This is a genomic window from Rhizobium sp. BK275 (genome assembly GCF_014193555.1).
GTDB lineage: Bacteria > Pseudomonadota > Alphaproteobacteria > Rhizobiales > Rhizobiaceae > Rhizobium.
Genome location: NZ_JACHZL010000009.1, coordinates 212539 through 234141, shown reverse-complemented (window position 1 = coordinate 234141; position 21603 = coordinate 212539). Strand labels below are relative to the sequence as shown.

Here is a 21603-nt window from a genome sequence, read left to right as displayed (position 1 = left end):
CAACGCTATACCTTCACCGCCAGCCGCAGGCCGCCCCAATGGCGGCCGCGGACAGTGATCGGGGCGGAAATATCCTTCATCATGACGAAATTGCCGGCGCCCATGTCCCGCCGATAGGTCTGGACGAGGAAGGGCGCAGTGCTTCTGCCGGCAGCCAGGCCGACGCGATCGTTGAAGATGCGGCGGTTGCGGCTGTTTGCGGTATTCCAGACGATATCGCCGGGCCGCTGCGGCTGCGAGAACTTCTTGTTGTGGGTCGGCAGGTAACCGTTTTCATCGACGGCGGCACAAAAGGCGATGCGCTCGTCCGAACCTGCCACCGGCTCCTGGATCGGTGGCAGCAGGCGGTCGGTGAGCTCGGTAAAGGATGTCATCATCTGCACCGGATCGGCGCCGGGAATGGGACGGTACTGGCGGCTGAACAGGCTCTCCATGCCGATTGCCCCCTCGGCAACGGCACGCTCCAGGGCACGCGATATATCTGCGGCGACGGATTGCGCCTGTTCGATCCAGTGGCGGTCGGCGGTTTCAACACCGGCGCTTGCGGTCAGCTGGATTAGCGTTTCGGACAGGCCGACGACGCTGTCGACGCGTTTGGCCGCTTGCTGCAGCCGGCCGTTGGAATCCAGCACTTCGGCGGACATTTCGCCGAGCTTGGCGACGAAGCCGGCGCAGTCCCTGTCCACGGCCTCGGTCGTATTCGCCATGACGGCGGAACTGTCGAGGATGCGGGTGATGACATGCTCCATGCTTTCGAAGGCGCCGCGCATCGCCTCGGATTTTTGGCGCACGCCGGCCGCACTTTCCCGCGCACCGCCGCCGACAACCGATAGTCGGTCGATCTTTGCGCGAAGCTGCTCCAGCGTTTCCTGGATGGAGCCCGTCGCCTTGGAGGTCTGCAGCGACAGAGCGCGGATTTCGGATGCGACGACGGCAAAGCCCTTGCCCGCCTCGCCGGCACGGGCAGCTTCGATCGCCGCATTGAGGGCCAGGAGATTGGTCTGGCGGGCAATGGTGCTGATCTCGGCGGCGACCTTGTCCACATCCGTCAGCGAGCGGGAAAAGCCGGAGATTTCCGTGCTGATTTCTTCGGAAGACTGGACCATGTGACGGATTTCCTCGACCGAGCCGGAGAGGCGGTCGGCCGATTCCTTCAGCATATGGCGAGCCTCGGAAGCAGTACCGTCCGTCTCGCGAAGGGAAACGGCGACGGAGCGATTGGTCTCGGCGATCGAGAGAGCGGTGCGGGTGACATCGTCGAAGGCGGCGGCATGGCGGGCGGACATCGCCGCCATGTCCTGGATGGCGCCGGCAATATCGACGAGATCGACGCCGAGCGTGGAAGCCTCTTCGGCGAGACGCGAGAGGATATGGCGCAACGCGTCGCGATCCGGCCCATCCGGCTCATGGGCCGGACTTACGGTATTCTCCTCCACTACTTTCAGCGCCTGCATGATCGAGCTCCCCCAAGCTACATTAGGGAAGCTTCAAACAACATGGTTAACAATTGGCTAAGAATATCGAGGGTTATACTTAGGTCGTAAAGGCCCTACCCCGGCGCCGCATGTGAGCCTATGGCCTCAGCTCTGCGTGAGCCCTGTCAGTCTTTCACTCATCTGCCAGAGACGTTCGGCAAGTTCCGGATCGGTCGCCCAGGGGCGCACGCCGAGCAGTTCCTCGGAGTCGGCGGGCACAGCCTTGGCTATATCGCAGTTCTCGCAATAGACGCCACCCATGCCTTCCAGCTCATCGCTGACGGCGCACCAGATGGTGGTTGCCGCTCCCTGCGCAATGGTCTTCTTGTTGTTTTCGGGGTCGATGACCGGATTGCCGTCGGCATCCACATAGCCGCTCGCCAGCAGAAATTCGCGCGACTGGTGGCGGATGAGATCGGTCGTGACGATGCCGCCGGGATGCAGCGAGAAGGCGCGAACGCCGTGCCTTGCGCCCAAAGCGTCCAGCGATACGGCGAATAGCGCATTTGCCGTCTTCGACTGGCCGTAGGCGACATAGGGCTGGTATTCGCGGTCTTCGAACATCGGGTCGTCGAAATCGATGCCGGCACGGACATGGCCGCGGGAGGAGACGGCAACGACGCGAGCGCCTTCCGCCTGCACCAGCGCCGGCCAGAGACGGGCAGCAAGCTGGAAATGGCCGAGATGGTTGGTGGAGAACTGGGATTCGTAACCGCGGCCATCGCGCGTCAGCGGGTTGGCCATGACGGCGGCGTTGTTGATGAGGAAATGCAGCGGCTCGCCGTCTTCAAGGAAGCGATCGGCGAAATCGTCGATCGAATTGGGGTCCATCAGGTCCATATAGGCGAATGTCACGCTGGGAACGCTTTCACCTGCGGCCCTCGCCTTCTCGATATTGCGGGCGGGGACGATGACCTTGGCGCCGGCGGCGGCCATCACGCGGGCGGTCTCGAGGCCGAGACCGGCATAACCGCCGGTGACGATTGCCACCTTGCCGGAGAGATCATGGCCGGCAATCACGTCTTCCGCCGTGGACGCTGCGCCGAAGCGGGAACCGATGGGGGCTTGGGGAGTAGACATGAAATGTCTCCTTTCTAGTCGGAAAACATCTATGTCGGCCACGCGGGATTCTGAATGCTTGTAAATCCCGATTTCTTGCGCCATCGTACAAAGATGACCAGTGATCCTCTCTCCGAAATGCTCAGTCTGCTCGATGCCCGCTGCCTGATGGCCGGCGGGCTGATTGCCGGCGGGCCTTGGGCGCTCGCCTTTCCGCAGCCGAACCGCATCAAGATCAGCGCCGTCGCCAAGGGCCGCTGCTGGCTGGTGCTTGATAATGGCAGTGCGCCGATCCTGCTCGAAGCCGGCGACGTCATCCTGCTGAACGGCAAGCATTCCTTCGTGCTGGCAACCGATCTTGCGCTGAAACCGACCGATGCCGTCACGGCCTTCAAGGAGAAGAAGGTCAATGGCATGGCGCGGCACGGCGCGGGCGAGGATTTCCTCTATATCGGCGGGCATATCGCGCTTGGTCCCACCGGCACGGCACTGCTGCTTGATGTGCTGCCGCCCATCATCCACGTGCGGGCGACGCTTGCGGAAGCCGGTGTGCTGCGCTGGCTGCTGGATCAGCTCGTGCGGGAAATGGCCGCCGGCAAGCCGGGCGCGCTGCTTGCCTCGGCCCAGCTTTCGCAGCTCATCTTCGTGCAGGTATTGCGCGCCCATATCATGACATCGGAGCCGCTGACGGTCGGCTGGCTGCGCGCCTTCGGCGATGACAAGATCGCGCCTGCGCTGCGGCAGATGCATGCCGATCCTGCACGCGACTGGCAGCTTGGGGAACTGGCAAAGGCGGCCGGCATGTCGCGCACCAGCTTTGCGCTGCGTTTCAAGACTGTCGCGGGTGTGGCGCCGCTGACCTATCTGACCGCATGGCGCATGCGCCTTGCCGAACGGGCGCTGCGTGAGAGCTCCATGCCCGTCTCATTGCTGGCGCTGTCGCTCGGTTATACGTCCGAAAGCGCCTTCTCCAACGCCTTCAAGCGGGTGACTGGCATCGCGCCGAAACGCTACCGGAGCTCGGCCGCCATCAATATCGGGCCGATCGAAGAAGTGGTCGATGTGGAAGGACGGGCGCCGGCGGTGGACTATCGGCCTATGCGGCTTGCGAACCAGCCGTCAGTCCCGGCGCGGCAGGGATGATATCAGAGCGCGCCGATTTCCTTGAGCTTCTTCAGCACGGCTTCGCTCGGCTCGCCATTCTCAGGCAAATTGTAGTGCTTCTGGAAATGGCGGATGGCGGCACGGGTCTGTTCGCCGGCAACCCCGTCGACGCCGACATTGGCATAGGCCATGTTGGTCAGGCCCTTCTGGATCTTCAGCACCAGATCGACGTTTGAAATGCCTGACAGGGGAACCTGTTTCGGTGCTGATGGAGCCGTCTTGACGGTCTTTTCGGCGCTGCGGATGGCGGCCGCGACCGGATCTTCCTTCGTCGCCTTCGATGTCACGTCCTCCGGCGGTTTTTCGGCGGGAATGGTCGAGGGGCCGGCAGCATCGGTCCTGAGCGCGGCGAGCACGTCCGGCGTCGCATCGCCCGACTGTGCCATGCCGACGGTTTCTTCGAAGAAGAGGATGGCAGCACTGGTGCGCGGGCCGATAACGCCGTCCGCATTGCCGTTATAGAGGCCACGGCGGATCAGCTCTTTCTGGATATCCATGACGAGCTGGTTCGGCTGCTGGCCGGGCACTGCAGGCGGTGGCGTGGTCTCGGTCGTCGCGGCGGCATCGTCCGGCCGCTCGATGCGGAATGTGGTGACATCGCCCTGCAGCTCGGGCTGTGGACGGAAACCCATAACGTTCGGCGCGCCCGGATCGCGGGTGCGGAAGATCGGATGCGGGTGCGTACCGGGCTGATACCAGAGCGCGTTGGCGGCGACGAAGGAGAAGATGACGACGAAGGCGATCGTGCCGCCGGCAACGGAGGGATTGCGGCCGATGACGCCACCGAGCGCGCCCGCACCCTGAAGACCAAGGCCACCCAGCGCGGTGGCACCCTGCAGGCCGATGCCGCCGAGCGCCGCAGCACCGGTCATCAAAAGGCCCGGCTGCTGCCGTCCTTTCCTGCCCTTAGGCGATTTTCGCTTGCGCGCGGCCATCGAAGAGCCCCTCCTCCACTTCTGCGGCATCCACCGCACCCTTCAGCCGCGGCGGAAATTCGACCGCCCCCGTCCGGCCGGTATCCTCGCCGGTGCAGGCGCCGGAACCATCAGCCGCGATCTCGATGGTGATGATGGTGCCCTCGCCCGGCTGGCTGGCAATGGCGAAATGACCGCCATGCAGGGCGACAAGGCCCTTGACCAGCGAGAGGCCAAGACCCGTGCCCTCGAATCGGCGGGTATAATCATTCTGGATCTGGACAAAAGGTTGGCCAAGCGTCGCCAGCCGGTCGGCGGGGATGCCGATGCCGGTATCGCTAACCGTCAGCTTGAGGATGCCGTCGCGCATGGCCGCGTCGACGGTGACCACGCCGCCGGCCTCTGTGAACTTCACGGCGTTGCCGACGAGATTGATGAGGATCTGCTGCAGTGCGCGCTGATCGGCCATCACTTCGCCGATGCCGCGCTGGATGCGGTTCGTCAGAGTGACGCCCTTGCTCTTGGCCTGCAGCGTCAGCATCGATTCACAGGAGCGGATCGATGCGCCGATATCGAAAGACTCGAGCAGCAATTCGTAACGGCCCGCCTCGATCTTGCTCATATCCAGCATCGTGTTGACGACGGAGAGCAGATGCGCGCCGGATTCGCGGATCAGGCCGACATATTCGCGCTGGCGGTCGTTTTCGAACTTGCCGAAATATTCGCCGATCAGGATATCCGAGAAGCCGAGGATGGCGTTCAGCGGTGTGCGCAACTCATGGCTGACGGCGGCGAGGAAGCGGGACTTGGCGTCGTTGGCCAATTCCGCATCGGCCACACGCGTCTGCGCCTCGGCGCGAAGCCGCTGCTCCACCGAAACATCATGCAGCTGGGCGATGACGGCCGAAAGCATGCCGTCCATATCCCGCCGCGCGGTCATGTCCATGCGCAGATAAGCGAACTGGCGGTGATCGCGCGAGACGGAAGGACGCTCCAATCTCAGATCGACGGTTGCCTTTTCCTCGCCCTGGCGCAGGGCATCCAGCGCCTGCAGGAAAAGGATGCGGTCGGAGATATGAACCTGTTCGAAGAAGCCCCTGCCCTTCGGATCGCGCATCCACGCGAGATAATCGCGTCTGTCGCGACCGCCTGCCGCCGTCACGCTGCCGTGCGGATCGAGGAAGAGCACGAGGCCGGGGCTCATTTCAAGAAAGAGATCGTCGGCGCTGGCTGCTGCCGCGTTCTGGGGGATAGCCTGGCGGGAAAGCGCGATACTGCCGACGGCGGAAAACAGGAAGGCGGCGCAGACGGTGGCGACGCCTGCCGGAAGGGCGACAGCGGGGCTGGTGACGAGCGAGAGACCGAGGGGAGCAGCGACAAGGGCTGCGGAGGACAGGAAGACGAGGCGGCGCAGAATGGCGAGCTCGCTCTGGCGCACAGCTTCGCCGCCGCTCGTCCGGGAGAGCCAGCCTTCCGCTGCCCGGTCCACGAGGGCTGTCGCCCGGCCGCCAATGTCACTCAATACTCGCACGCAATACCTGCCCGAAAAGGCCTTTCATTGCCCCGGACAATAGGCCCCCGCGGCTTAAGGAAAGGATAAGGCAAAGTCGCCCTCCACAGTCCAAAAACGCCAAAAGTCCCGTTTTGGGCCATCCGCACGGCTCTTTGAATTTTGTGGTTAATAGCAGGTAAGCGACGGATTTTCCTTATATTTCAGTATCGCGTTAACTCTTGTGGCAGAGTGGTGGGCCAAAAGCCCAACAATTGCGGGCCGCAGTTGCCACCATGCTTAACGGCGATCATTAGAATTCGACTGAAATGCCCCGAAAATTGCGATCATTAAAATTCGAGACAAATTTGCCGCAAATGCCGACGAATTTCGAAAAGCGGCATTCGCAACTTGGCGGTAGGGTGAAAACACACCGGACAACCGGCCCGATTCGGCAGCAAGACCGGACGGGAAAACAGGATGGGCAAGACAATGTGGTTTCTGATCAAAGGATCATTCTGGTTTGGCCTTGTGCTCGTGGCGCTTTCCGTTTTCAGCTCGGAGAACCCCGACAATGCCGGCCACACGCAATTGCAGCTTTCCGACGCTTTCACGGCGGCTAGCGGCGCCTATGACTATCTGACCGGCATGTGCGCCGAAAAGCCTGAGGTCTGCACCAAGGGTGGCGAAACCTTGACGGCTCTCGGCTACCGGGCTCGCGAAGGCGCCCGTGTCGCCTACGAACTGCTTGACAGCCAGTTCAAGGACGATAATTCCAAAATGGTTTCCGCAAAATCGGCCGTGCCGCAGGCGTCTGTGGCGCTCGCCGCTCCTTCTCTGCCGGAAGCCGTCACCAATACCGTGCGCGAAGCACAGGCTGCGCTCAGCCAGCCAATGCCGCACATGCCGCAGCCCTACCGCCCGCCGGTGGAAGACGGCACTTCGGCCGAACAGGTCGTGACCGGTACCATTCCGGCCGGCACGATCCCGCTGCCGACGCCGAAGCCGGCCATCTGACGAATTTCGCGGGCAATCCGCCCGCACCCAAGCTTGCATCGGTGGTCCGCATGACGCGGAGATGCCCCATGCCTGACGTGCCTGCCCTGTTTATTTCAGCACTATGCTGCGCCGTGAGGATGCCCATCCCTCACGGCGTTTCTTTTTAACGGTTCAAATCTGCGGTCGCTTCGCCTATATGATCAGGTAACAGTGAAAGGCCTGATAAGTATGGCAACCCTCGACCAGATCATCGACGACTTCTCCTTCCTGGACGATTGGGAAGACCGCTACCGATATGTCATCGAACTCGGCAAGGCGCTGCCGGACCTGGCCGAGGAGAAGAAGACCTCTGAGAACAAGGTGATGGGCTGTGCCAGCCAGGTGTGGCTGGTGACGCATACTTCAGGCAATCTGGACAATCCCATCATGACGTTCGAAGGCGATTCCGATGCGCATATCGTGCGCGGCCTCGTCGCCATCGTGCTCTCCACCTATTCCGGCAAAATGGCTTCCGAAATTGCTGCTCTCGATGCTTTCCAGATCTTCTCCAAGATCGGGCTCACCGAAAACCTGTCGTCGCAGCGCTCCAACGGATTGCGCTCGATGGTCAATCGCATTCGCGAGGAAGCACGCGTGCGGGCTGCGGCCTGAGCAACCAAGCGCCCGGAGATATAGCCTCCGGACGCCTCGCGATTCAGTTTCCGATCAGATTATTTGCCGTCGGCCATCTTTTCGCGCAGGCGCTCTTCCTGTTCGACAAGCTCCGGCGTGAAGGCCTCGCCGAAATCGGCAGCTTCGAAGACCTGACGGATTTCGATCTCGCTCGGGCCTGGCATCGGATTGGGGCAACGCTTGATCCATTCGATCGCCTCATCCATGTCTTTGACCTGCCACAGCCAGTAACCGGCGATCAATTCCTTGGTCTCGGCGAAGGGGCCGTCAATCATCAGGCGCTTCGGACCATCGAAGGCGACGCGTTTGCCCTTGGAGGACGGATGCAGGCCCTCGCCTGCCAGCATGATGCCGGCATTGACGAGATCCTCGTTATATTTGCCCATGGCGGCCAGAAGCTCGGTCGAGGGCATGACGCCCGCTTCGCTGTCCGCAGTCGCCTTGACGATAACCATGACGCGCATTGTCTCTTCTCCTCTTATTGCGGCGGCGTGAGCGCCCGCCTTTCCTCAATCTTTTCATGCAATTCCGAACGCAAAACGCTCAAGCACTTTTGCGGGAATTGATCTAGAGACGGATGGGCTGTTGCCAGGCCGACATTTTTGTCGTGCTTTTTTTGAAGATAGATGACAATGGCCGAAAGTCATTCGAAGATGAGCGCCACCTTCGAAACGCGAATACAAAAAAGCCGGGCACCAGGCCCGGCTCTTCGTATCGTCCAGCGGAGGGAGAGGCCTCAGCCCCGGCCGCGCTTGCGGCGCTGTCCCAGGCCCATTTCCTTTGCGAGGCGCGAGCGCGCTTCGGCATAGGCCGGGGCCACCATCGGGTAATCGGCAGGCAGGTCCCACTTCTCGCGATATTCTTCCGGCGCGAGATTATGATGCGTCATCAGGTGACGCTTCAGGGACTTGAAGTTACCGCCGCATTCCAGGCACGTAATCTGCTCGTCCTGTACGGACTTGCGGACAGAGACTGCGGGCTTCTGCTTTTCGACGACCGCTGCCACCGGCTGCGGTACGGATGTGTTGCTCAATGCCGAGTGTACGTCGGAAATCAGATTGGCCAGGTCGCTGACCGGGACAACGTGGTTGCTGACATAGGCCGCGACGATATCGGCCGTCAGTTCCACGAGCAGCTCCGGCGCATTGCCGGTCGCCATATCCGTCATATTCTTTCTCCTGTTAGCATGCTCAAACGGTCCTTCTCCCAAAAGACGAAGAACCCTCTTCGTAGAGCCAAACAGCAAAAGAGCAGGTTGCAGCCTTTGTTTCGAAAAACCGGAAATCCACCCCTAGATTCCGAAGACCGTTCTCTGCGCCAATACTGCCTGAAGGTGAGCTACTACGTATTCTTCCAGGCCGTCACCCAGTTAGACATTGGCAATCAAGGCTAGGGGACTTGGAAGCAGTACGATTCTAATTCACAATCAGAACTCTACTTGAGTTTTCAAATAGCATCGTTTTCCGAAAAGGCCAATTATTAATTACGATTTTCCTAGAAAAAAAATCCATCACAAAGAATTGGTCAGCAGGTCAGCAAGCTTTACTCGTGCTTCCAGTGCATAAGTTTGCGTAAATTAGCTTAAAATTCTGAATAGCCCTCACTCTCAGCGCATTCGCATATCGTCACGTATTGAGATACGTGCTGGGAAATGCCCAGTTTTATGCGAAGCTCTCGCAAGAAGGTGTGCAGAAACAGGCGCCGTCAGGATGAAAAAGAGGAAACCAGCCAACGCTCTGGCAAGTACGGCAAGTTCGCCTGAGTAAAGCCCGGCGGCAAGCAACAATAGGCCGGAACCGACCGTGCCGGCTTTGGAGGCGGCATGCATGCGCGTGTAGAGATCCGGCAAGCGCACGATGCCGATCGCCGCCGCCAGCGCGAAGAAGGCGCCTACCAGCAGCAGCACAGCGGTGATGACAGCAAGCGCATAGTCCATCATCATCAGCTCCTCCTTCGCGTCTCAGGTCCGGCCTCTCCCACCTCTCCGCGCGAGAGCACGAAACGGGCGAAGGCGACGGTTGCCAGGAAACCGACGAGGCCAAGCGCAATGGCGATATCGATGTAAAGCGAGAAGCCGGTGCGCACGGCGACGACGGCGATGAAGCCGATGGCGATGCCCGTCAGCATATCGAGCGCCAATATACGATCCGGCAAGCTTGGGCCGGCAATGACCCGCCAGACGGTGAGAAAGAGCGCCACGCAGAGGATGCCAAGCGCTGCGATGGCGGCGGCGGAAACGATGGCGGCGGGCGTTATCATCCGAAGGCCTCCATAATGCGGCGCTCGAATCCGTCGGCAATATCGCGTCTGACCGCCAGCGGATCGGCACAGTCCAGCGCATGCACGTAGAGCGTGCGCCGATCCCCTGACACATCGACCGAGAGTGTGCCGGGCGTGAGCGTGATGAGGTTGGCAAGCAGAGTGATCTGGAAATCGCTCGTCACCGTCAATGGGAATGCGAGAATGCCGGGAGTAAGCTGCATGCGCGGCGAAAGCACCGTCAGCGCCACCCGCCAGGCCGAAAGCGCCAGCTCTTTCAGGAAAAGGCCGGCAAGCAGGAGGATGTGCAGCGGGCGGATACGGCGCGGCGGCGAACGGTCGGCAAAGGCCTCGCGCACGACGGAAAGCGACAGCAGCGACAGGGCTAGGCCGAAGACGAAATTATGCGGCGAGGCGCTGCCTGTCACGGCGACCCAGGCAATGGCGAGCGGCAAGCTCAGGAACAGGACGATCATCATATAGTCCCTTCCGGAAAGACGGAGAAGATATAGGCGGAGGGATCGGCAAGCCCGTCGGCCGCCGACCGAGCGAACTGCAGCAATTGCTCCGGCAGGACGCCGAAGCCGATGACGAGGATCGTCAATGCCGCAAGCGGCAGGGCAACCGTCCAGCCGGTCCGCACTGGCGGGAGTGGCAGCGGGGACGGACGCCAATAGGCAAACAGGAAGAGGCGGCCGAAAGCGATGGTGAGCAGGAAGCCGCCGAGCAGGACGGCGCCTGCCAGCCACCAGGCACTGAGATCGAGCGAGGCCTTAACCAACAGCGCCTTCGGCCAGAAACCGGAAAAGGGCGGCAGGCCGCAGGCGGCGAAGAACAGCATGAGCGAAATCGCCGCGAACCAGCCGCTCTGGCGATAGAGCCCCCCCAGTGCGGCAATCGAGAAGGAACCGCCCCGCCTGCCCGCTTCGCCCGCCAGCAGATAGAGCGCCGTCATCAGCACGACCGAATGCAACGCATAGAAGACCGCACCGCCGAGGCCATCGGCCGTACCGAGAGCAATACCGACCAGCATATTGCCGATGCCCGAAATCACCATATAGCCGAGCAGCCGGCGCAGGTCGGTTTCGGCAAGCGTCCCCAATGCGCCGACGAGGATGGTCAGGGCACCGACGACTGATATCAGCAGGCTGAGTTCGTCTCGTTCGGCAGGCAGCAGCATGACGAGGACACGCAGCAGCGCATAGACGCCGACCTTGGTCAGCAGGCCGGCAAAGAGCGCGGAAACGGCGATGCGCGGCGTGTGATAGGAGGCCGGCAGCCAGAAATTCACCGGAAAGGCTGCGGCCTTCATGGCGAAGGCGAGGAGGAAGAGGCAGGCAAGCGTCATCAGCGGCGCGGTGCCACTGAGTCCCGCCGCCCGCTCGGCGATATCGGCCATGTTGAGCGTGCCGAAGCTCGCATAGAGGATGCCGACCGCAATCAGGAATAGCGTCGTGGCGATGAGGTTCAGTACGGCATATTTCAGCGCCCCATCGATCTGCGCCCGTTCGGAACCGAGGATCAGCAGGCCGAAAGAGGAGATCAGCAGTACTTCGAACCAGACATAGAGGTTGAAGATGTCGCCGGTCAGGAAGGCGCCGGTGACGCCTGATATCAGCAGCATCAACAGCGGGAAGAAACCGTACCGCCGGCCGCTTTCGGTGGTGTCCGACAAGGCATAGATGCCGGCGGCAAGGGCAGCGACGGCTGCGGCAAGTGCCATCAGCGCGCCAAAGACATCCACGGTGAACGCAATGCCGAAGGGCGGCAGCCAGCGGCCCATCACCATGGTGAGCGGACCATTCTGGGCGACCTGCCGCAGCAGAGCGACGTCGAGAAGCAGCAGGACAACGAGGCCGGCAATGGCGATCCATGCCTGCAGGCGGGGAAAGCTGCGCAGCATCAGGAGCAGCGCGCCGAGGCTGATGCAGAGCGCGACCGGCAGGATCGCCAGCCAATGGACCGGCGGGATCGGGGTGGTGACCATCGCGGCCGAGAGGTCGGTGATGGGGGCGGCCATTAAGCGGTGCCTCCCATGAGGGTCGTCGGGTAGGCACCCCCCTTGTGGGGGAGATGCCCGGCAGGGCAGAGGGGGGTAGGCATCCGCATCTTACTCACCATCAATATCCCAACGGCGGCAACGGCCGGTCTTCAGGTTCGGCATCATGCATGCGGGTCGTATCGTCGGTGCCGAGCTCCTGATAGGCGCGATAGGTCAGGACCAACAGGAAAGCGAGGAAAGAAAATGAGATGACGATCGCGGTCAGGATCAATGCCTGCGGCAGCGGATTGGCGGCACCCGACGGCAGCATATCGACGCCAGTGGGGATGATCGGCGGGACCTCGCGGGTCAGCCTTCCTGCCGCGAAGATCAGGAGATTCACGGCATTGCCGAGAATGGCGATACCGAGCATGATGCGGATCGAGAAGCGCGACAGCATCAGATAGACGGCCGCCGAAAAGAACAGGCCGACGAGAATGGCAAAGAGCGCCTCCATCACTCCACCTCCCTTTCTTCCAGCGCCAGCGCAATCGAGGCGACGGCGCCGAGCACGACGAAATAGACACCGAGATCGAAGAGCATGACGCTGGAGAGCGGCACTTCCACGCCGAAGACGGTGGGGTAGGCCCAGAGGCCGGTCATGAAGGGCACGGCGAAGAAAATGGAGATCAGGCCCGCGCAGCAGGAGAGCAGCAGGCCGAAGCCGGCAATCACCAGCGGATGAAAGCGGATCGCCCGGCGTACCGCCTGCACACCGAATGCAATGCCGTAAATCGCGAGCGCAGAAGCAGCAATCAGCCCGCCGATGAAACCGCCGCCCGGCTCGTTATGGCCGCGCAGCAGGATGAAGACGGAAAAGAGCAGCATCAGCGCAGTGATGAAGGGTGCGACGGTGCGGAAGATGAGGGTGTTCATGGGGCGCCTCCGCTTCGTCGCGTAGCCGAAATGGTGGACGAGGAAAGGCAAATTACGACCGATCTGGCGCGCCGAAACCTATCCTCCCTCATTCCTGTGCTTGTCACGGGAATCCAGCCACGGCGCATCCGCGCCGTGAAAGACTCATTCCTCATGGCGAAGAGAGTCTTCCGTGTCCAAGGACTTGGGCACGCTGGATTCCTGTGACAAGCACAGGAATGAGGGGGAGATGTGTGGCGACGCGCCGCCATTGGCATCGCATTCGCTGCAAAGAAAACGCGCTTTGAAGAGACGTTTCTCATGCCTCCTCCGCATCCGGATCGTTCGTCGCCAGCCTGCGCTCCGCATTGCCGCGGATGCGGATGAGCGCGAGGATCGCCAATCCCGTCACCGCCACGACGGCGATTTCGCCGAGCGTATCCGTGCCGCGGAAATCGACGATGATGACGTTCACGACATTGGCGCCGTGGGCGATCAGCTTCGAATGGGCGTTGAAGAAATCGCTGAGTGCCGTGTCGAACGGTGCTTCCGTGGCGCGCATCAACAACAGCGCGAGGCCGAGGCCGCAGGCAAGCGAAAGGGCGATATCGAAGAGGCGGCGGGCGCCGTGGCGCGGATCGGTCGGCGACAGGCGCAGCCGGGTCATGACGAGGGCGAGGATGACGACCGCGAGCGTTTCGACCATGAACTGGGTGAAGGCGAGGTCCGGCGCGCCGAAAAGCAGAAAGATCAGCGCAACCGCAAAGCCCTGAATGCCGAGCGAGACGATCGCCGTCAGCCGGTCGCGGGCGATCAGGACGGCAAGAAGGCCGAGCACCGCGATGAGCATGATGCCTGCCTCATGCGGGCGCAGGCCGGCGGGCCAGGCAAGGGCCTGCGGCAATTCGCCATGGAGGATAAGCGGCACGAGGAGGATCGCCGCGACTGAGACGAAGGTGGAGGCGACATAGATATCCAGTCGCCCCGGCTGAACGATGCCGATGACGCGATGGGCGAAACGGACCAGCCCGGCGATGACATGGTCGAAGCCGCGATCCGGACCCCGGACGGAATGCAGGAGAAACGCCACAAGAGTACGAGCGCGGTCGAGCTGCCAGTAGACGGCGATGCCGAGCACCATCGTCAGCAGCGACAGGGCCAGCGGCACGCCGACATGCGGCGCGAGCGTAATAGAGATGATGGTGGTTGCCTTGCCGGCAACGGCAGAGGCCATGGGCGAGGATATCGCGCCATGTGTGAAGCCGGAAAAGAGCGCAGCAAGCAGTCCTGCGAGCGCGAGGACTGCCGGGCCGAGCCAGAGCAGGACCGGCGCCTCATGCGGATGTTTCGGCGTTTCCACCGGCCGGCCGGTAAAGGGCCTCAGCGCCACGGCAAAGGCGATCGCAAACATCAGTGCATTGCCGAAAACCGCGATGGCCGCGAACAGGATGGAATAGGGATCGCCGGCAGCCAGTGCCGTATAGATTTCCTCCTTGGCGAGGAAGCCAAAAAAGGGCGGCAGGCCGGCCATGGAAAGGGCGGCGGCCATCGCGATCGCAAAGGTCAGCGGCATGGCCTTTCGCAGGCCCCGAAGCCGCGTGATGTTGCGCGTGCCAGTCTCATGGTCGATGATGCCGGCGACCATGAAGAGCGCGCCCTTGAAGAGCGAATGCGCCACCAGATAGAGCACCGCTGCCTTGATGGAATAGTCAGACCCGAAACCGGTGAGCAGCACTAGCAGGCCGAGGGAAGAGACGGTCGTATAGGCGAGCTTCAGCTTCAGATCCGTCTGACGGATGGCAAGCACCGAGCCGGTGACGAGCGTCAGGCCGCCGAAGACGGGCAGCAGGACCTCCCATGCTGGCGTCGCGCCCATGACCGGGTTCAGCCGCATCAGCAGATAGACGCCGGCCTTCACCATGGTGGCGGAATGGAGGTAGGCGGAAACGGGCGTGGGCGCCTCCATGGCATTCGGCAGCCAGAAATGAAAAGGAAACTGCGCCGATTTGGTGAAGGCGCCGCCAAGCACCAACAGCAATGTCGCGAAATAGAGAGGGCTGCCCCTGACGACATCGCCGTATTGCATGAGCTCGGACAGCTGCGCGACACCGGTCATGCCCCAGAGCAGGAGCAGGCCGGCGAGCAGTATCAATCCTCCGCCCCCGGTGACGACGAGCGCCTGCAGAGCTGCACGCCGTGCGGCCTCGCGCTCGTGATCGAAACCGATGAGCAGGAAGGAGGTGATGGAGGTGAGCTCCCAGAAGATGAAGAACATCAGGAAGCTGTCGGAGACCACGACGCCGAGCATCGCGCCCATGAAAAGGAAGATGAAAGAGAAGAACCGGCCCTGATCCGGATGACCCCTCAAGTATCCGCCGGCATAGAGCACGATGAGCGTGCCGATGCCGGTAATGAGCAGGGCAAAGGTGAGCGACAAGCCGTCCAGGAACCAGGAAAAGCGGACGCCCAATCCCGGTACCCAGTCATAACCGCCGGTTATGATTTCGCCGTGAGCGATCTGCGGCACCAGACGTAGGAAATGCAGGAAGGCGAGCAAAGGAACGAGGGCGAGCATCCAGGCGCCGCCAGCGCCTAAAACGCGGATGACGAAGGGGGCAGCGAGAGCACCGATCAGCGGCAGACACAGGGCCAGAAATGTCAGAGCCGTAACATCGGCCATGTCCCCTCCCCGCGGTACGGATGAACGCCAGCAAAATAGCCTTTTCCAAGGCTTAGGTGAATCGGCCGATGGCCTCAAGCAATTTCGGGCGCCCGCAGTGGGTGCCGAAAGTTATTTTCACAGGCTTGACGTTCAGGAAAGGCGTGCGGCGAGACGGGAAACGGAACCATGCAGGATGAAGAAGGCAAGCGGCAGCGGCCAGAAAAGGCAGGCGATCAGCCCTGCAATGCGGTGTATGGTCCAGCGATCGTGGTTGACCCAGCCTTCCAGCAGGGTCACGCCCAAGGCGATCGCGGCGATTGCGCCGTATAGAACCAGAATTAAAGAATGAAACACCTGATGTCCCCGAAAAGCGCACTATTAAGCTTAGTGGCACACTAAAAATAAAGCACGGGTGATTCGTCGTCTTCCCCCAAATTGACTAGGCGACGAATAGGGCGATGAGACGGCAGGGTTTGATCCCAGACCGGATCCCGGACTTGATCAATCGTGCCCCGCGCCCCACATTTGCGCACGAAAAGAGATTGCCCCCGGCGAAAGGAGCACTCCATGGCCGAAACGACCACTAGCCCAAAAGTTCACAAAACCGATGCCGAATGGAAGGAACTGCTGACCCCCGAGCAGTACCGCATCACCCGTCAGCACGGCACCGAACGCGCCTTTACCGGTCCGTATTGGGATTCCTTCGAGACCGGTCTCTATCGCTGCGTCAGCTGCAATGCGCCGCTTTTCCGCTCCGATACCAAGTTCGATGCCGGATGCGGCTGGCCGAGCTATTTCGAACCGGTTTCCCCTGATGCGGTGACCGAACACCGCGACAGCACCTATGGCATGGTGCGCACGGAAATCCGCTGCGGCACTTGCGAGGCCCATCTCGGCCACGTCTTCCCGGACGGGCCGCCGCCGACCGGCCTGCGCTACTGCATCAACGGGCATGCGATGGTTTTCGAGCCCGGCAAGTAAAGGAAAGCGGACCCCACCGGGTCCGTTTTTTCATATCAGGCCAGCCGGCGGAATGAGCGGAGAGCGCCTGCCTTCCAGCACGTGGTCCGACGCGAGCCGGCCGAGCAGCGGCGCGAGAATGACGCCGGGGTGGCCGACCGCAGCATAGGCGCCCTCGACACCGGGCAGGAAACCAAGCCGCGGCATCCCGTCGGAAAAGAAAGGCCGGTAACCGGCGACGGCTTCGACGAGCGTCACGCCTTCGGGCAGGCGCAGGCGCTCATGCATGACCTTCAGTATCCGCTCGCCAACCCTCTCGGCTGCATTCTCCGCCGTATCGTCGATATAGCCCTTGGCGACATGCAGTATGTTGTCCGCCGACTGGCGGATTTCCAGGCCGGGGCCGCGCAGGATGCGCTTCGCGACTGGTTCAGGACAGCGATAGCGCAGGATGATCGAGGGCGAGGCTTCGACGCCGGTGCGGAAGCTCAGATTCTCCGTCAGGCGGTCGACCGCCGTTCCGCCCGCGAGGATCACGAGATCGGCTTCGATCACGCCATCAGGCAAGCGCACGCCACTCACCCGGTCGCCTGAAAGAAGGAGGCTTTCGACCCTCCGGCCGAACGTGGCGGTCGCGCCGGCGGCAATGGCGGCATCGATCAGGTCCCGCGCCAGCCTTGCAGGATCGAGCGCGAGATCGCGGGGCGAGAAGACGGCGCAGGCAGGAGGCTCAAGCAGATTGGGCTCCCATGCGGCGATCGTCGCGGCATCGACCAGTTCGACGTCCGTGCCTGCAGCGCGATGGGCTGCGGCGAAGGCTTCGGTTTCAGCGGAGCTTTCGAGCCAGAAGAGCGAACCGGGTCGCGCAGCGGTGAAGCCACCCGGCAGGTCTGCCTGCAGGCGGGCATATTCAGCCAGCGCTTCCTGCACCAGACCGTAATTTACGGCTCCCGGCGCAATATTGATGATATTCACCCAGCCGAAGGCACGTGCCGTCACGCCGCTGCCCGGTCGTGCGCCCTCCTCCACCACGTGAACGGTGGCCCCGCGCCGGGCGAAATGGAAAGCGAGCGAGGCCCCGACAATGCCGGCGCCGACGATGATGACGCTTATTTTGGCAGATGCCATGGCGCGGTCTCTCGTATAAAGCGGGTTGAAGACGTGGGCGCGGACTTAGGCGCGCTCCGTGACAGAGGGATGAAACAATGGCCGACGTGCGGGAAATCCTGCGCAGCGACAGGTTAATATTGCGCGAAATCACCGTTGCGGACCTGCCGGTGCTCGAGCGTATCTTCGGCGATCTCCTGTGCATGCGATACTATCCCTCCGTGAAGGATGCCGCGGCAACACGCGATTTCTTCGACAGGCTCGCCTTCGGAAGCTACGAGAAGAATGGCTTCGGCCTCTGGGCGGTGATCGACCGTGAGAGCGGCGACATGCTCGGCGACTGCGGGATTACGCTGCAGGACACATCGCGCGGCATGGAGCCGGAACTCGGCTACCATCTCTGGCGGGATTATTGGGGCAAGGGTTACGCCACCGAGGCCGCAACCGCCTGTCGCGACCATGCCTTCTCGGTCATGGGCCTGTCGCGCCTCGTCAGTATCGTCAGCCTGGAAAATCTTCCTTCGCAGAAGGTCGCCGGGCGGGTGCACCAGCGACGGGAGGTCTTCAGCAAGCAGAACGCGGCAGGCGAGACGGTGGAGCGCTATCTCTATATCAGTGACAGAAAGCCAGGTGCATGAGCAAGATTTCCGACGATCCCCTCTACCGCGACCCTTCGCTGGCGCAATTCTACGATGCCGCCAATCGCTGGGGGCCGGATTTCGATTTCTGCATGACGCTGGCGGAAGGCGCGCAGTCCGTGCTCGACCTCGGCTGCGGCACCGGCGAGCTGACGGCCGCCCTTGCTGCAACCCGTATCGTCACCGGCGTCGATCCGGCTGTGGCGATGCTCGATATCGGCAGGGCGCGGCCGGGTGGCGATAGAGTGGAATGGATCGAGGGCGACGCCCGCACCGTGCGCCTCGGGAAGAGATATGATCTCGTCGTGCTGACGGGCCATGCCTTTCAGGTCTTCCTGACGGAAGAGGACCAGCGTGCCGCCCTTGCGACAATCGCCGTGCATCTCAACCCTGCCGGCCGGTTCGTGTTCGATACGCGAAATCCCGGTTTCCAGAGGGAGCGCAATGTACGCCACAGCAGCGTGCGTCAGCTCGAACATCAGGAGCTTGGTGTGATCGAGGCCTCGGGCGAGTCGCATTACGACGAGGCGACCGGCGTTCTTTCATACGAGAACGGCTACCGCGTTCTTGCAACGGGCGAGCATTTCGCCGGTCGCTCGAAAATCCTCTATACCCCGCGCGACAAGCTCTCGGGTTTGATGCGCGATGCCGGACTAACCGTCGATGCATGGTACGGCGATTGGGAAGGCAACCCCTTCCATACGCAGTCGCGCGAGATCATTCCGGTCGGGCGGCTTGCCTGAACAGGAAAGGCTCTGTTTTCAAGCAGCTCCGGAGCTCAATCCTGCTCCTGCGGGCAGGGCCAGCTGGAAGGGACGGAAAGCCCCGAAGGCAGCTTGGTGGAGGAATCGCCGCAGGCAAGGTCGATCTGCGCCTGCTGCAGGCCGGTGGCGGCGGACAGATCCAGTCCCTCGATGCGGGTCAGAAACATGAAAGCGCGGTCGAAACTGATCGGTCCTTCAAAGCGCGCGCCCGTCAGATCGGCGCGGGAGAGATTGGCGAGCGCAAAGCTGACACCGGTCAAAACGGCCTTGTCGAAATTGGCGCGGCCAAGCTCGGCCTTCTCGAAATTTGCCTTTGTGAGTTGCGCGCCAGTGAAATCGGCCCGCTGCAATTCCGCGCCGGCAAAGCTTGCGCCATCGGCGATGGCCCCGGCAAAAGTCGATCGATAGGCTTCGATTTTTCCGAAATTGGCGCCCTGAACGCTTGCCTCGGCCAGCGAGGCACGTACGAAGGTCGCCTTTTCCGCATTGGCGGATTTGAGGTTGGCGCCGCCGAGATCGGTCAGCGAGAAATCCGTGCCGGCGAGATTGGCGCCCTGGAGGTCGCTGCCCTGAAGCATCAGGTTCTTCTTGTTGCAGTCCTGCCAGTCGAGTTCCGGCGAAGCCGTACTGCCGCAACTGGCAGCCGCCGCCGGCAGCGAATAGGCCGCCATGGCCAGGAAAGCCGAAAGACCGAGCACCGTGCGTCCAAACATCAACCTCTCCTCCGCGAGTCGCGCCACCAGAGATTCCTACAAGGCGCAGACTACGATAAAAATATGGTTAGTCCTCGCCGGCAATCAATCTGGACAAGGCCCCGTCAGGCCTTCGGCACGCGCAGTTCCATGCAGGTCAGATCGAGCCAGCGGCCGAACTTGATGCCGACTTCGAAAAAGGTACCGGCGACGCGAAAGCCGAGCTTCTCGTGCAGCCGGATGGAGGCGGTATTTTCGGCCTCTATACCGGCGATCATGACGTGGACATTGCCGGCGCTCGCACGCTCGATCAGCGCGCGCATCAGCTTCTCACCGATGCCGGCACCGCGGCAATCCTTGTCGACATAGACGGAATGCTCGACCGTGTGGCGGTAGCCGTCGAAGGCGCGCCAGTCGCCATAGGAGGCATAACCCGCGACCTTGCCGTTCATCTCGGCGACGATGACCGGAAAGCCCCTGCCCTTGCGGGTCTTGAACCATTCCAGGCGGTTGTCGAGATCGACGAGCGTTTCGTTCCAGATCGCCGTCGTGTGCTCGACGGCGTGATTGTAGATATCTCTGACAACAGGAAGATCGGCTTCGGTGGCGTCCCGGATGAGAACGGTATCGGTCATATGGCAGGCTCGGTTCGGAATGGTCTCGTCGGAGTAAGCTTGTTTTTGGGGCATACGCCGGGCGCGGGCCGATGTAAACGCCAGATATCAGCGAGGTATCACGCGGTGGAGACCGACAGGCTGAAGCAGGTCAGCACGGCCGAATAATGCACGGCGGCAGCTGCCACCACGAAGCCGTGCCAGATGGCATTCTGGAAGCGCAACCTCTCCCAGACATGGAAGATGACGCCCAGCGAATAGATGATACCGCCGATGACGATCAGCAGCATGGAGGCATAGGGAATGCGCGAGGCGACGGGTTCGGCCACCAATATGCCGCTCCAGCCCATGGCGAGGTAGAGCAGGATTGCCAGCCGGTCGTATTTGCCCGGAAAGACACATTTGACGAAGATGCCGAAGGCGGCGATCGCCCAGATGACGATCAGCATGCCAAAAAGCAACGAATCGTCGGCGCCACGCTCCAGAAAGGGTGTGTAGGTGGCGGCGATCAGGATGAAGATCGCCGAGTGGTCAAACCGGCGCAGATACCATTTGGTGCGCGAAACCGGCCAGATATTGTAGGAAAAGGAAATGCCGAGCGTCAGCACGAGCCCGACGCCGTAGATCCAGGCGGCAACGATCGCGCCGGCGGGGCTCCAGACGGTGGCATAGAAGATCAGCACGGTGGCACCGATCAGGGCAAAGAACAGGCCGACGCCGTGGACGATGCCGTCGGCGATCAGTTCATATCTGTCGTAAGCCCAACGAATGCCGTTGATTTCGCCCATACACGAACCCTTACCCAGCGGAAGGGATCGTCGCATCGAATTGGCAAAGGCGCAACCGGACGCCTGGTGGCGTCAGGTTAAATCTTTATGACGAGCCATGCCCGATTTTGATGACCCAGCCTCACATGTCTGCCGCGCAATCCTCGCAAAGCGGCGTCTGCGGCAGGACCGCAAGGCGGGCTTCGGAGATCCGTGCCCCGCAGCGGGCGCAAGTGCCATAGGTGCCCCTGGCGATGCGTTCGAGGGCGGCGTCGATGGCGCGAAGCTCGTCCTCCCCGGCCTGGCCGAGACCTTCCAGCACCTCGTCATTCTCGTTTTCGATGGCACGGTCTTCATCATCGGCCGGCTTGGTGCGGCTGAGGTCCGTGTCGATCTTGCGCAGGCGCGCTGTCAGTTCGTGCCAGCGGTCGCGCAGGATCTTTTCCTGAAGTTTCGTGTCCATGGCTTCAAA

At 61.9% G+C, this 21603-nt stretch carries 25 protein-coding genes; 6 read left to right on the top strand and 19 right to left on the bottom strand.

Annotation, left to right across the window (positions count from 1 at the left end):
- Positions 1–5: 5 nt before the first annotated feature.
- Both FHT82_RS26645 and FHT82_RS26640 read right to left on the bottom strand, forming a co-directional pair.
- A complete protein-coding gene (locus FHT82_RS26645) occupies positions 6–1454 on the bottom strand; it encodes a methyl-accepting chemotaxis protein (RefSeq protein ID WP_183735703.1) in 1449 nt (482 codons plus the stop codon).
- A gap of 126 nt (positions 1455–1580) precedes the next feature.
- Positions 1581–2555 carry an oxidoreductase gene (locus FHT82_RS26640; protein WP_183735702.1) on the bottom strand — a complete coding sequence of 325 codons (975 nt, stop codon included), beginning with the start codon at positions 2553–2555 and terminating at the stop codon, positions 1581–1583.
- A 54-nt stretch (positions 2556–2609) separates the two neighbouring features.
- On the opposite strand from FHT82_RS26640, the gene FHT82_RS26635 reads away from it, so the two are divergent.
- Positions 2610–3677, top strand: coding sequence for an AraC family transcriptional regulator (locus FHT82_RS26635; RefSeq protein ID WP_183735701.1), 1068 nt, complete (start codon positions 2610–2612; stop codon positions 3675–3677).
- Positions 3678–3679: 2 nt separating this feature from the next.
- Here FHT82_RS26635 and FHT82_RS26630 read toward each other — a convergent pair whose 3' ends face one another.
- Positions 3680–4633, bottom strand: coding sequence for a peptidoglycan-binding domain-containing protein (locus FHT82_RS26630; RefSeq protein WP_183735700.1), 954 nt, complete (start codon positions 4631–4633; stop codon positions 3680–3682).
- Positions 4605–6143: a HAMP domain-containing sensor histidine kinase gene (locus FHT82_RS26625; RefSeq protein WP_183735699.1), complete on the bottom strand. Its 1539-nt coding sequence runs from the start codon at positions 6141–6143 to the stop codon at positions 4605–4607. The genes FHT82_RS26630 and FHT82_RS26625 overlap by 29 nt, the downstream gene beginning before the upstream one ends.
- Before the next feature lie 450 nt (positions 6144–6593).
- Between FHT82_RS26625 and FHT82_RS26620 the strand changes: the two genes are divergently transcribed.
- Both FHT82_RS26620 and FHT82_RS26615 read left to right on the top strand, forming a co-directional pair.
- Positions 6594–7118 carry a DUF5330 domain-containing protein gene (locus FHT82_RS26620; protein ID WP_183735771.1) on the top strand — a complete coding sequence of 175 codons (525 nt, stop codon included), beginning with the start codon at positions 6594–6596 and terminating at the stop codon, positions 7116–7118.
- 210 nt (positions 7119–7328) lie between these two features.
- Positions 7329–7751 carry a SufE family protein gene (locus FHT82_RS26615; RefSeq protein ID WP_183735698.1) on the top strand — a complete coding sequence of 141 codons (423 nt, stop codon included), beginning with the start codon at positions 7329–7331 and terminating at the stop codon, positions 7749–7751.
- A 59-nt stretch (positions 7752–7810) separates the two neighbouring features.
- Here FHT82_RS26615 and FHT82_RS26610 read toward each other — a convergent pair whose 3' ends face one another.
- From FHT82_RS26610 to FHT82_RS26565, 10 genes are all read right to left on the bottom strand, one after another.
- Positions 7811–8236 (bottom strand): YciI family protein, encoded by a 426-nt coding sequence (locus FHT82_RS26610; RefSeq protein WP_183735697.1) that lies wholly within the window; start codon positions 8234–8236, stop codon positions 7811–7813.
- Between the two features lie 272 nt (positions 8237–8508).
- A complete protein-coding gene (locus FHT82_RS26605) occupies positions 8509–8940 on the bottom strand; it encodes a MucR family transcriptional regulator (protein WP_007821525.1) in 432 nt (143 codons plus the stop codon).
- 438 nt (positions 8941–9378) lie between these two features.
- On the bottom strand, positions 9379–9711 hold the full coding sequence (mnhG, locus tag FHT82_RS26600; protein ID WP_183735770.1) for a monovalent cation/H(+) antiporter subunit G: 333 nt from the start codon (positions 9709–9711) through the stop codon (positions 9379–9381).
- 2 nt (positions 9712–9713) lie between these two features.
- Complete coding sequence (locus FHT82_RS26595; RefSeq protein ID WP_183735696.1) at positions 9714–10031, bottom strand: cation:proton antiporter; 318 nt, start codon at positions 10029–10031, stop codon at positions 9714–9716.
- The gene (locus FHT82_RS26590; RefSeq protein WP_183735769.1) at positions 10028–10507 is read right to left on the bottom strand and encodes a Na+/H+ antiporter subunit E; all 480 of its coding nucleotides are present in this window, start codon (positions 10505–10507) and stop codon (positions 10028–10030) included. Before FHT82_RS26590 ends, FHT82_RS26595 begins: the two co-directional genes overlap by 4 nt.
- Entirely contained in the window at positions 10507–12051 is a 1545-nt protein-coding gene (locus FHT82_RS26585) for a Na+/H+ antiporter subunit D (protein ID WP_183735695.1), read from the bottom strand. The genes FHT82_RS26590 and FHT82_RS26585 overlap by 1 nt, the downstream gene beginning before the upstream one ends.
- A gap of 100 nt (positions 12052–12151) precedes the next feature.
- Positions 12152–12529, bottom strand: coding sequence for a Na+/H+ antiporter subunit C (locus tag FHT82_RS26580; protein ID WP_183735694.1), 378 nt, complete (start codon positions 12527–12529; stop codon positions 12152–12154).
- Positions 12529–12948: a Na+/H+ antiporter subunit B gene (locus tag FHT82_RS26575; RefSeq protein ID WP_183735693.1), complete on the bottom strand. Its 420-nt coding sequence runs from the start codon at positions 12946–12948 to the stop codon at positions 12529–12531. The genes FHT82_RS26580 and FHT82_RS26575 overlap by 1 nt, the downstream gene beginning before the upstream one ends.
- 298 nt (positions 12949–13246) lie before the next feature.
- Positions 13247–15607, bottom strand: a complete 2361-nt coding sequence (locus FHT82_RS26570; RefSeq protein ID WP_183735692.1) for a putative monovalent cation/H+ antiporter subunit A — start codon at positions 15605–15607, stop codon at positions 13247–13249.
- Positions 15608–15739: 132 nt separating this feature from the next.
- On the bottom strand, positions 15740–15943 hold the full coding sequence (locus tag FHT82_RS26565) for a hypothetical protein (protein WP_183735691.1): 204 nt from the start codon (positions 15941–15943) through the stop codon (positions 15740–15742).
- A 213-nt stretch (positions 15944–16156) separates the two neighbouring features.
- Here FHT82_RS26565 and msrB point away from each other — a divergent pair, with 213 nt between their 5' ends.
- Positions 16157–16570 (top strand): peptide-methionine (R)-S-oxide reductase MsrB, encoded by a 414-nt coding sequence (gene msrB / locus FHT82_RS26560; protein ID WP_183735690.1) that lies wholly within the window; start codon positions 16157–16159, stop codon positions 16568–16570.
- A 30-nt stretch (positions 16571–16600) separates the two neighbouring features.
- Here msrB and FHT82_RS26555 read toward each other — a convergent pair whose 3' ends face one another.
- Positions 16601–17677 (bottom strand): FAD-binding oxidoreductase, encoded by a 1077-nt coding sequence (locus FHT82_RS26555; RefSeq protein WP_183735689.1) that lies wholly within the window; start codon positions 17675–17677, stop codon positions 16601–16603.
- A 77-nt stretch (positions 17678–17754) separates the two neighbouring features.
- Between FHT82_RS26555 and FHT82_RS26550 the strand changes: the two genes are divergently transcribed.
- Together FHT82_RS26550 and FHT82_RS26545 are read left to right on the top strand one after the other, a co-directional pair.
- Positions 17755–18294: a GNAT family N-acetyltransferase gene (locus tag FHT82_RS26550; RefSeq protein WP_183735688.1), complete on the top strand. Its 540-nt coding sequence runs from the start codon at positions 17755–17757 to the stop codon at positions 18292–18294.
- Positions 18291–19037: a class I SAM-dependent methyltransferase gene (locus FHT82_RS26545; protein ID WP_183735687.1), complete on the top strand. Its 747-nt coding sequence runs from the start codon at positions 18291–18293 to the stop codon at positions 19035–19037. Before FHT82_RS26550 ends, FHT82_RS26545 begins: the two co-directional genes overlap by 4 nt.
- Before the next feature lie 35 nt (positions 19038–19072).
- Here FHT82_RS26545 and FHT82_RS26540 read toward each other — a convergent pair whose 3' ends face one another.
- From FHT82_RS26540 to FHT82_RS26525, 4 genes are all read right to left on the bottom strand, one after another.
- The gene (locus tag FHT82_RS26540) at positions 19073–19771 is read right to left on the bottom strand and encodes a pentapeptide repeat-containing protein (protein ID WP_183735686.1); all 699 of its coding nucleotides are present in this window, start codon (positions 19769–19771) and stop codon (positions 19073–19075) included.
- Positions 19772–19875: 104 nt separating this feature from the next.
- Positions 19876–20385, bottom strand: a complete 510-nt coding sequence (locus FHT82_RS26535; protein WP_183735685.1) for a GNAT family N-acetyltransferase — start codon at positions 20383–20385, stop codon at positions 19876–19878.
- A 98-nt stretch (positions 20386–20483) separates the two neighbouring features.
- Positions 20484–21152 (bottom strand): hemolysin III family protein, encoded by a 669-nt coding sequence (locus FHT82_RS26530; protein WP_183735684.1) that lies wholly within the window; start codon positions 21150–21152, stop codon positions 20484–20486.
- A gap of 121 nt (positions 21153–21273) precedes the next feature.
- A complete protein-coding gene (locus tag FHT82_RS26525; RefSeq protein WP_183735683.1) occupies positions 21274–21594 on the bottom strand; it encodes a TraR/DksA family transcriptional regulator in 321 nt (106 codons plus the stop codon).
- Positions 21595–21603: the final 9 nt, after the last annotated feature.

What these genes read in the sequence shown, in the direction of transcription:
- FHT82_RS26550 (WP_183735688.1), top strand. Translation starts at nt 17,755, where the DNA reads ATGGCCGACGTGCGGGAAATCCTGCGCAGCGACAGGTTAATATTGCGC.
- FHT82_RS26535 (WP_183735685.1), bottom strand. Translation starts at nt 20,385, where the DNA reads ATGACCGATACCGTTCTCATCCGGGACGCCACCGAAGCCGATCTTCCT.
- FHT82_RS26620 (WP_183735771.1), top strand. Translation starts at nt 6,594, where the DNA reads ATGTGGTTTCTGATCAAAGGATCATTCTGGTTTGGCCTTGTGCTCGTG.
- FHT82_RS26545 (WP_183735687.1), top strand. Translation starts at nt 18,291, where the DNA reads ATGAGCAAGATTTCCGACGATCCCCTCTACCGCGACCCTTCGCTGGCG.
- FHT82_RS26570 (WP_183735692.1), bottom strand. Translation starts at nt 15,607, where the DNA reads ATGGCCGATGTTACGGCTCTGACATTTCTGGCCCTGTGTCTGCCGCTG.
- FHT82_RS26605 (WP_007821525.1), bottom strand. Translation starts at nt 8,940, where the DNA reads ATGACGGATATGGCGACCGGCAATGCGCCGGAGCTGCTCGTGGAACTG.
- mnhG (WP_183735770.1), bottom strand. Translation starts at nt 9,711, where the DNA reads ATGATGGACTATGCGCTTGCTGTCATCACCGCTGTGCTGCTGCTGGTA.
- FHT82_RS26610 (WP_183735697.1), bottom strand. Translation starts at nt 8,236, where the DNA reads ATGCGCGTCATGGTTATCGTCAAGGCGACTGCGGACAGCGAAGCGGGC.
- FHT82_RS26645 (WP_183735703.1), bottom strand. Translation starts at nt 1,454, where the DNA reads ATGCAGGCGCTGAAAGTAGTGGAGGAGAATACCGTAAGTCCGGCCCAT.
- msrB (WP_183735690.1), top strand. Translation starts at nt 16,157, where the DNA reads ATGGCCGAAACGACCACTAGCCCAAAAGTTCACAAAACCGATGCCGAA.
- FHT82_RS26585 (WP_183735695.1), bottom strand. Translation starts at nt 12,051, where the DNA reads ATGGCCGCCCCCATCACCGACCTCTCGGCCGCGATGGTCACCACCCCG.
- FHT82_RS26590 (WP_183735769.1), bottom strand. Translation starts at nt 10,507, where the DNA reads ATGATCGTCCTGTTCCTGAGCTTGCCGCTCGCCATTGCCTGGGTCGCC.
- FHT82_RS26615 (WP_183735698.1), top strand. Translation starts at nt 7,329, where the DNA reads ATGGCAACCCTCGACCAGATCATCGACGACTTCTCCTTCCTGGACGAT.
- FHT82_RS26525 (WP_183735683.1), bottom strand. Translation starts at nt 21,594, where the DNA reads ATGGACACGAAACTTCAGGAAAAGATCCTGCGCGACCGCTGGCACGAA.
- FHT82_RS26575 (WP_183735693.1), bottom strand. Translation starts at nt 12,948, where the DNA reads ATGAACACCCTCATCTTCCGCACCGTCGCACCCTTCATCACTGCGCTG.
- FHT82_RS26630 (WP_183735700.1), bottom strand. Translation starts at nt 4,633, where the DNA reads ATGGCCGCGCGCAAGCGAAAATCGCCTAAGGGCAGGAAAGGACGGCAG.
- FHT82_RS26555 (WP_183735689.1), bottom strand. Translation starts at nt 17,677, where the DNA reads ATGGCATCTGCCAAAATAAGCGTCATCATCGTCGGCGCCGGCATTGTC.
- FHT82_RS26530 (WP_183735684.1), bottom strand. Translation starts at nt 21,152, where the DNA reads ATGGGCGAAATCAACGGCATTCGTTGGGCTTACGACAGATATGAACTG.
- FHT82_RS26635 (WP_183735701.1), top strand. Translation starts at nt 2,610, where the DNA reads ATGCTTGTAAATCCCGATTTCTTGCGCCATCGTACAAAGATGACCAGT.
- FHT82_RS26540 (WP_183735686.1), bottom strand. Translation starts at nt 19,771, where the DNA reads ATGTTTGGACGCACGGTGCTCGGTCTTTCGGCTTTCCTGGCCATGGCG.
- FHT82_RS26640 (WP_183735702.1), bottom strand. Translation starts at nt 2,555, where the DNA reads ATGTCTACTCCCCAAGCCCCCATCGGTTCCCGCTTCGGCGCAGCGTCC.
- FHT82_RS26580 (WP_183735694.1), bottom strand. Translation starts at nt 12,529, where the DNA reads ATGGAGGCGCTCTTTGCCATTCTCGTCGGCCTGTTCTTTTCGGCGGCC.
- FHT82_RS26595 (WP_183735696.1), bottom strand. Translation starts at nt 10,031, where the DNA reads ATGATAACGCCCGCCGCCATCGTTTCCGCCGCCGCCATCGCAGCGCTT.